Below are 5,718 nucleotides of genomic sequence, written 5' to 3'. Positions count from 1 at the left end.
CTCAGCCTGTTAAGATAAATGGTTACCTTTTCATCCACGGTACTCTCTCCTGCGAGGTGAACGGTTATCCTTTCGGCCCTCCTGCATACACAGCGCGCAATATGGCAATAAGATATGGCATTACTCCCGCCGGGCAAAATAAAATGCCGCAATTCAGGCAATTGCTCGTTCATTGTATCCATTTCCTTCTCGAGTAGCTCAATATCCTCTAAATGGAGATCAGGAATGATCATCCTTGATTTCTCCGGATCTGAAGCCAATGACGAGCCGATGGTGAATAAGCGGTCCTGTACCTGTTTCAATATCTCTTTATGATGCGCATCAATGTCCTGGTCTATAATAAGCCCCACGTAGGAATTCAATTCATCAACGGTTCCGTAACTTTCAATCCGGATGTGTGATTTTGGCACACGAGTCCCTCCTATTAATGAGGTAAAACCTTTGTCGCCTGTTTTGGTGTATATTTTCATTTTAATTTCGGATTTCGGAATTTCGATTTTGGATTTACGTTTAGATTTAAAATCTACTGGTCAAACAACATTTAAATCCTGTAAATCCACAAATCTGCTTAATCCCGGTTCTGACTTTCGAATTTATTGTTTTGATTTGGCATTTTGATTGTTCATTTTCGAAATATATTATTCAAAAACATAAACACTGTGTTAATTAAAGCGTTATTATTAACAATACATTCCGAAATCGAACATCCGACATCCGAAATCAAAACATGAGCTCCATCCTATTATCAGCCAAAATAAGTGTTATTATTCTATCAGTTACGCTTTTAAGTTTAAAATGCGATAAACCGGCAAATGCTGATGCAGGTCTATCGGCCAATAAAACTTCGGTTGCCAGCATGATCACCGAAAAGCAATTCAATGATTTGTTCCCCATGCGGGACAAGTTTTATACTTACGCAGCTTTTATAAAAGCAGTTAAAGATTTAAGCCTGGTAAAAATAAAAGTGGTGAAACGCACGGGAAATACATACCAGTTTACCCGTACAGATAAAAGCACAGGTAAATCAACCGTTATACGCCAGGATGAGGACTTTAACGAAGATTGGGCAAAAAAGAAGCCAGATAGCACGTATTTGATAGACTACGGCTTTTTTTTTGCCGAAAAGGACCCGTCCACAAATAAAAAAGAATTAGCTGCTTTTTTTGCACAGATAGCGCACGAAACCAGGCATGGCGAAGACGGGCAATATAACGATGGGCTGATGTTTTTGCATGAAAATGATACTTCAAACAGTTATACGGCGCCAAATGACGCCTACCCGGCAGTTACCGGTAAAAAATATTACGGCCGCGGGCCAATGCAACTAAGTTATAATGGTAATTACGGTTATGCCTCGGATTGCATTTTTGGCAATAAACATACCCTGCTCAATAACCCGGAACTGGTGGCAAGCGATGCCGTGGTGGCCTTTAAAACAGCCATTTATTTTTGGATGACGCCGCAGGCATTAAAACCTTCGGCGCATGATGTAATGATCGGCAAATGGCAGCCCAATGCGGCAGATAAAGCTGCGGGCCGCGTTCCTGGCTTCGGGATGACCATCAATATCGTTAACGGCAATGTGGAGTGTAACAAAGGCGAAAATAATTATGGCATGAAAGATCGTATCGGTTTTTACCGGCATTTCTTACAAAAACTCGGTGTAGGCGATCCCAATTGCGCCTGCTCCTGCGGAAAGATGAAACCTTTTTGATGTCGGAATGCGGATGTTCGATTTCGGAATTATATTTGTAGGATACATCTGGTTTATTTAGCCTTATCAAAAACTTATGAAACGAACCATTATTACACTAGTTTTAATTACAAGCTATATTTTCGGGTTTGCACAAACCGAGGCCCAAAAGTTCAAACACGATCAACTTGCAAATAAAAACCTCTCAGCTATAGAGTTAAAATCTCAGTTAACAAAACTTGATTTTTCATCTTTGTTTACTCATGCGGACAACGCTGAGGTTTTTGGCTTTATTGGAGACAATTACCAGCGTATTCGCATAAAGTTTATTTCTGCTTTCAAAGTCGCTTCGTCAACCGATACTTATTTAGTTTTTGGCAAATCAATGGTTAAAAACACCATTTGCACATTCAGGGGCACATTGAAAATTTCAAATATTCGAAAATTTAAATCGACTTCCTATGGGGTTGATGGAATATATAAAAACAAAGGAATAATGGGAGAATATACAATGTTAGGCGAATACAATTTACCCGAAAATATGGATCAAAAAAATTCAGGGGTTTTTAATGGTGTGTTCCAAACCAACTTTTATATTGACAAGTACGACCAGGTGAAGTACGATGATATCGACTTAAATGCAGATGGTTATTCCAATAATCAATTTGTTGGGCAATGGAATTCGTACAGGAGTATGTTAATGAAAAAATGTAATTGGGGTGATTACCGGGTCCCAAATCCAGGCGATTTAGATATAGGCGCGGGCGAATTTTCACCAGCGGATAAATATTTAAAATTTGGCTGGCAATCTCTGAGGGATTTAGCGGTTTCGCAAAACAATAAAATTGCCAAAAATACTGAAGAAGACAGATGGTGGAAATAATCAAAATCGAACAAAATCTTAACGGCCATCCCCAAAATATTCCTTCATCGGTTCAAAATAATGGATAACCCAGCCAGTTTCGTATTGCATTCCGTGAGGCGGTAAATTTGAATGGATTAAGGTAACCAGGGTACCGCCGCTTGCATCTTCAAACGTTACCGTAATTACTGAGTCCTCGTCACTCTCCTTAAATTCAGTGGATCTCCAACGCTGTACTATTTTTGAATAAGGCACCAGTTCATCATTGGTACCCGTAATATAACCATCATGGGCCATAAAAGTATCCCCCACCTTGTGGCTGCCTATGGCCGAGCCTGTCCCTATCATTAGCGCGTGCTGTTTGCTATCCAGCCAGGCATTGTAAATAGTTTCCTTACCTGCTGGTATCGTCGTTGAAACTGTAAATGATAAAGCCATAGTGTTGGTATTTTAAAGGCTAATAAAAAAACAAACTAAATCTAAGGCCATTTATTGGTATCGATGATGTGCAAATACGACAAATGAGGGGCTGTTTGCGACAGTTTTATTGATAGAATTGGTTTATTGCCGTTTTGTTGGTTTATTTACGTCGACTAACGCTTTTCATAAAAAAACGATTTGTTTAATGGAAAACTATCCTTTTGACACCACCGGCCTTACCAGCGATACAATTGACCTGTTCAATGATACCTATATGGCGCTAAAGGCCAAATTCGATGTCCAGGTAACCGGCAACATTGATTTTCAACTGGAACAATTTGAAGTATTTAACCAGTATGAAGATGTAAACATCAGGGGCTCCTATGCCCTCAAACATGAAAACGGCAACGACTGCTATGTTATTCTTGTGGAAGCCCATTCCAGTACGATGGGTAAATACGAACGATTTCACCATTATCACTACCAAACCTGGGCATTAGCCTATGTAAAAAACGATTTTGACAGGGTATTGATCAGGCGGGAAACACTTACCGACAAAATTATTGAATTGGTACACCCTGTCGAACTGGATTTTGAGGAAGACAAAGCTTTTAGTGATACCTTTTATGTGCTGGTGAATGACCGCGACAAAGCGGTACGCAGCATTGACCGCAATTTCCGCAACGCCGTAATGGACATCAGGGAAGATGGCTTTGTAGTGGAAATTATCGGGCATACGTTAATAGCGGGCAGTCAAAACCCTGTAATGCCGGGGATGGCCGTTCACCTGGCTGAGTTTGCTGAGAGGGTTTGTAAGTCGTGCTGGTAACCTGACCTAATTGATGATTTGCTGCTTTGGTAAGAGATTGATGGCTGGAACCTGATGAAGTGATTAATCTAACTGAAAGTTTACTAAAAGTAACATTGAGTGGTTGATGAACAACTTAATCCACCTAATCCAACCCAATCAACCTATCAACCTATCAACCAAATAACTATTCAGCCACAACCTTACTCCTATCCACTTGATGGATATTTTCATTCGGATAATCGTTTTCAATTAATCCGTCGCGCATACGGACAATGCGGTGCGCATGTAAAGCGATATCCTCTTCGTGTGTTACTAAGATGATGGTATTGCCTTTGGCATGGATATCCTCAATAAGTCCCATTATTTCAATAGAGGTCTTGGTATCGAGGTTTCCTGTAGGCTCATCCGCCAATATGATGGAGGGGTTATTGATGAGCGCACGGGCTACGGCTACACGCTGGCGCTGACCGCCCGAAAGTTCATTAGGCTTATGGTCTACGCGGTTACCTAAACCTACGTTTTCGAGATTTTTCCTGGCCCGTTCCTGTCTGTCGGCTTTATTAACTCCTGCATAAACCAATGGCAGGGCCACATTGTCTAATGCTGTATTTCGCGGCAGAAGGTTAAACGTTTGAAACACGAAGCCGATCTCTTTATTTCTTACTTCTGCCAGCTCGTTATCCGTCATATGGCTCACATCGATACCGTTGAGGATATATTCACCTTTAGTAGGTGTGTCCAGGCAGCCCAGAATATTCATCAGGGTTGATTTCCCGGAGCCGGAAGGACCCATTAAAGCCACAAATTCACCTTTTTTGATAGTTAACGAAACTGATTTAAGGGCATGGATGATCTCCGTGCCAATAACGTATTTACGCCCGATATCTTTTAAGATGATCAAAGGCTCCATGGTTTTTTTAGATGAAGTATCCTTTGAGGTAATTAGTGGCTCCATATTTTTCTTGGTTTGACGCTACCTGCCGGATTTTGTTACAGATTATTTTGAGGAAGTCCGAAAGTCGGAAAGACCGAAAGTCCGGAAGATTCATTTTGTCTTTTGCGTAAATATTGTTGCAATTGAAAACATTACCCGCGAAGTACCGCTCAAACCTATTCTTTTTCTTTTGGTCTTTCGGACTTTACTGACTTTCGGACTTTACCCGACTACTCCGACTTCTCTGACTTCAAATCAATAACTTTAGCTACCAAAAAATATTCGTCGTCGTGTTTTGGAGCATTTAATAAAGCCTCTTCATGGGTGATTTCCTGCTTTACTACGTCTTCACGCATGTTATTCACTTCAGATGTCATATACACAAGGGGATCAACGCCCGTTGTATTTATTTCGTTTAGTTTATCCATAAAACCGAGGATCCTGTTCATATCCTCGATCATGTGCAATTTTTCTTCCCCGGTCAGTTCAAGCCTGGCCAGGTGGGCTATTTTTTCAACAGTTTCTTCGTCAATGGTCATTCTACTCCAAGTTTTTGTTTAATCACTTCATAAACTTCATCACGCAGCGTATCGGCATCATCCAATGTCAAATGCGCAGTTTCAATGGGTTGGTGCACAAATATATCACAAATGCCCGGCCTGCTGCCATATTTAGTGCCAGTATTCCATAAAACTTTCCAGGTATTGAGCGAAGTTACAGGCAAAACAGGAACTTTTAATTCAATTGCCAGCCTGAAAGCGCCATTTTTAAATGTGCCCAGTTTTGGCGGATATTCCAGCGGGATGGTCGCTTCCGGGAAGATCACCACGCTGACGCCCTCTTTTAATTTTTCACCAGCCTTTTTAAAGGCCCGGAAGGAAGAGATCTTACTTTCCCGGTTAACAGTAACATCAATGGTATGGAAGAAGTAGCCCAGCACCATATTTTGCTTCAGTTCTTCCTTACCGATAAAGGAATGGTTATTTTTTGCAGCAATG

General features: G+C 41.0%; 8 protein-coding genes. 3 read left to right on the top strand and 5 right to left on the bottom strand.

Annotation, left to right across the window (positions count from 1 at the left end):
- The coding region (locus tag QZY09_RS23705; RefSeq protein ID WP_295676919.1) for a cob(I)yrinic acid a,c-diamide adenosyltransferase at positions 1–470 on the bottom strand (470 nt) is incomplete at its 3' end.
- 257 nt (positions 471–727) lie between these two features.
- On the opposite strand from QZY09_RS23705, the gene QZY09_RS23700 reads away from it, so the two are divergent.
- Both QZY09_RS23700 and QZY09_RS23695 read left to right on the top strand, forming a co-directional pair.
- Positions 728–1,714 carry a chitinase gene (locus QZY09_RS23700; RefSeq protein ID WP_295676916.1) on the top strand — a complete coding sequence of 329 codons (987 nt, stop codon included), beginning with the start codon at positions 728–730 and terminating at the stop codon, positions 1,712–1,714.
- 76 nt (positions 1,715–1,790) lie between these two features.
- Positions 1,791–2,576, top strand: a complete 786-nt coding sequence (locus QZY09_RS23695; RefSeq protein WP_295676913.1) for a hypothetical protein — start codon at positions 1,791–1,793, stop codon at positions 2,574–2,576.
- 18 nt (positions 2,577–2,594) lie between these two features.
- On the opposite strand, the gene QZY09_RS23690 is transcribed toward QZY09_RS23695, so the two are convergent.
- On the bottom strand, positions 2,595–2,993 hold the full coding sequence (locus tag QZY09_RS23690) for an SRPBCC domain-containing protein (protein WP_295676911.1): 399 nt from the start codon (positions 2,991–2,993) through the stop codon (positions 2,595–2,597).
- 187 nt (positions 2,994–3,180) lie between these two features.
- Here QZY09_RS23690 and QZY09_RS23685 point away from each other — a divergent pair, with 187 nt between their 5' ends.
- The gene (locus tag QZY09_RS23685; protein ID WP_295676908.1) at positions 3,181–3,804 is read left to right on the top strand and encodes a hypothetical protein; all 624 of its coding nucleotides are present in this window, start codon (positions 3,181–3,183) and stop codon (positions 3,802–3,804) included.
- Positions 3,805–3,970: 166 nt separating this feature from the next.
- On the opposite strand, the gene QZY09_RS23680 is transcribed toward QZY09_RS23685, so the two are convergent.
- From QZY09_RS23680 to QZY09_RS23670, 3 genes are all read right to left on the bottom strand, one after another.
- Entirely contained in the window at positions 3,971–4,696 is a 726-nt protein-coding gene (locus tag QZY09_RS23680) for an ABC transporter ATP-binding protein (RefSeq protein WP_295676921.1), read from the bottom strand.
- Between the two features lie 254 nt (positions 4,697–4,950).
- Positions 4,951–5,259: an Asp-tRNA(Asn)/Glu-tRNA(Gln) amidotransferase subunit GatC gene (gatC, locus tag QZY09_RS23675; RefSeq protein ID WP_295676905.1), complete on the bottom strand. Its 309-nt coding sequence runs from the start codon at positions 5,257–5,259 to the stop codon at positions 4,951–4,953.
- On the bottom strand, positions 5,256–5,718 hold a 463-nt coding region (locus tag QZY09_RS23670), incomplete at its 5' end, for a 1-acyl-sn-glycerol-3-phosphate acyltransferase (protein ID WP_295676902.1). The genes QZY09_RS23670 and gatC, both read right to left, overlap by 4 nt.

Origin of the sequence: uncultured Mucilaginibacter sp., from assembly GCF_903913935.1 — a bacterium.
Lineage (GTDB): Bacteria > Bacteroidota > Bacteroidia > Sphingobacteriales > Sphingobacteriaceae > Mucilaginibacter.
Note: the sequence above shows the minus strand (reverse complement) of the source record. Positions and strands in the feature narration are given on the sequence as shown.

Bases quoted from the DNA above. Each gene is read 5' to 3' on its own strand.
- QZY09_RS23690 (WP_295676911.1), bottom strand. From the start codon at position 2,993: ATGGCTTTATCATTTACAGTTTCAACGACGATACCAGCAGGTAAGGAA.
- QZY09_RS23700 (WP_295676916.1), top strand. From the start codon at position 728: ATGAGCTCCATCCTATTATCAGCCAAAATAAGTGTTATTATTCTATCA.
- QZY09_RS23685 (WP_295676908.1), top strand. From the start codon at position 3,181: ATGGAAAACTATCCTTTTGACACCACCGGCCTTACCAGCGATACAATT.
- gatC (WP_295676905.1), bottom strand. From the start codon at position 5,259: ATGACCATTGACGAAGAAACTGTTGAAAAAATAGCCCACCTGGCCAGG.
- QZY09_RS23680 (WP_295676921.1), bottom strand. From the start codon at position 4,696: ATGGAGCCTTTGATCATCTTAAAAGATATCGGGCGTAAATACGTTATT.
- QZY09_RS23695 (WP_295676913.1), top strand. From the start codon at position 1,791: ATGAAACGAACCATTATTACACTAGTTTTAATTACAAGCTATATTTTC.